Raw genomic sequence first — 1,569 nt, 5'->3', positions numbered from 1 at the left:
GCACGGGCTTTTCCGCGTGCGCGAGTTTACCCAGGACGACGCGCATCTGTTTGTGATGCCAAGCCAGATCAAAGAAAACGTCTATGAAATTTTGGATTTCGTGGAGCTCTTGATGAAGGCTTTCGGCTTTGAATATGAGCTTGAAATTTCGACCAAGCCGCAAAAGGCGGTCGGCGACGACGAGGTTTGGGATATCGCGACGAAGGCTTTAAAAGACGCACTTGACGAAAAAGGCTTAAAATACGGTCTAGACGAGGGCGGCGGCGCTTTTTACGGACCTAAGATCGATATCAAAATCACCGACGCGCTCGGTCGAAAATGGCAGTGCGGCACGGTACAGGTCGATTTTAACCTGCCTGCGCGCTTCGAGCTAGGCTACATCGACGAGAATAATGAAAAAAAGCAGCCCGTGATGCTGCATCGCGCGATTTTGGGAAGCTTCGAGCGCTTCGTGGGGATTTTGCTCGAGCATACCGCGGGCGAGCTTCCGTTTTGGATCTGTCCTACGCAGGTATCGATCGTGCCGATCGGCGAGGCGCACGCAAGTTACGCGAAAGAAATTTTAAATTTGCTGCGCAAAGCAGGCATTGACGGCGAAATTTTAGATAGAAATGAGACGCTAAATAAACGAATCAGAACGGCTGAAAAGCAGAAGGTGCCGCTCATCATCGTCCTAGGCGATAATGAAGTTTCGGCTCGCAGCGTGGCTCTGCGCGATCGCATGGCGCGCGAACAGCGAAATTTAGGGCTGGATGAGTTTTTAAATTTCGTAAAAGCTAAATTAAACGAGGTGAATTTTTGAGCAGAGAGAAAGAGGTTTTTCTAAACGAGGACATTCCGGCTAGCGAAGTCAGGTGCATAGGCGACAACGGCGAGGTTTACGGCATAATTTCAAAGGCGCAGGCGCTGCAAATCGCCGAGCGAGAGGGTGTGGATCTGGTTTTGATAGCGCCCGATGCAAAGCCGCCCGTTTGCAAGGTCATGAACTACAGCAAATTTCGCTATCAGCAGGAAAAAAAGCTCAAAGAGGCGAAAAAAAAGCAAAAAATCATCGAAGTCAAAGAGATCAAGCTGTCCGCCAAAATCGCTCAAAACGACATTAATTACAAAGTAAAACACGCGAAAGAATTCCTTGGTAGCGGCAAACACGTCAAACTTCGCGTATTTTTAAAAGGGCGCGAGATGTCAAGCCCGGAAATCGGCGTAAATTTGCTCAATAAAATTTGGGACGATTTTTTTGCTGAAGTTGCCGATCGCGATAAGGCGCCTGCGCTGGAGGGCCGCTACGTAAATATGCTGATCACGCCGAAAAAGGCGTAGCGTAAATTTAGCGGTATTTGCGCTGCGTGCGGCAAAATTTTAAAATTTCGCGCTGTTTTTCTCAGTGGTACAGCGCGTAAATTTAAACTAAATAGCGAATTTTAAAATTTATGCAGGCTAAGTTTATCTCTAAATTTAGCCCTTTAAATTTGTATAAAATTTTTCAAATTAAGCGAAACCGAATCTTAATCGAGCGACAAAATTTAACTTTAAATTTATCTTGCGTTAATTTAAGCTCTAATTTCCTTA

At 46.1% G+C, this 1,569-nt stretch carries 2 protein-coding genes; both read left to right on the top strand.

The window, feature by feature from the left end:
• Nucleotides 1-802, top strand: an 802-nt coding sequence (locus Q0277_RS03520) for a threonine--tRNA ligase (RefSeq protein WP_297995651.1), incomplete at its 5' end; no start/stop codon positions are given.
• Nucleotides 799-1,320 carry a translation initiation factor IF-3 gene (gene infC / locus Q0277_RS03515; protein ID WP_297995649.1) on the top strand — a complete coding sequence of 174 codons (522 nt, stop codon included), beginning with the start codon at nt 799-801 and terminating at the stop codon, nt 1,318-1,320. The genes Q0277_RS03520 and infC, both read left to right, overlap by 4 nt.
• Nucleotides 1,321-1,569: the final 249 nt, after the last annotated feature.

The organism is uncultured Campylobacter sp., assembly GCF_938030815.1.
GTDB lineage: Bacteria > Campylobacterota > Campylobacteria > Campylobacterales > Campylobacteraceae > Campylobacter_B.
Note: the sequence above shows the minus strand (reverse complement) of the source record. Positions and strands in the feature narration are given on the sequence as shown.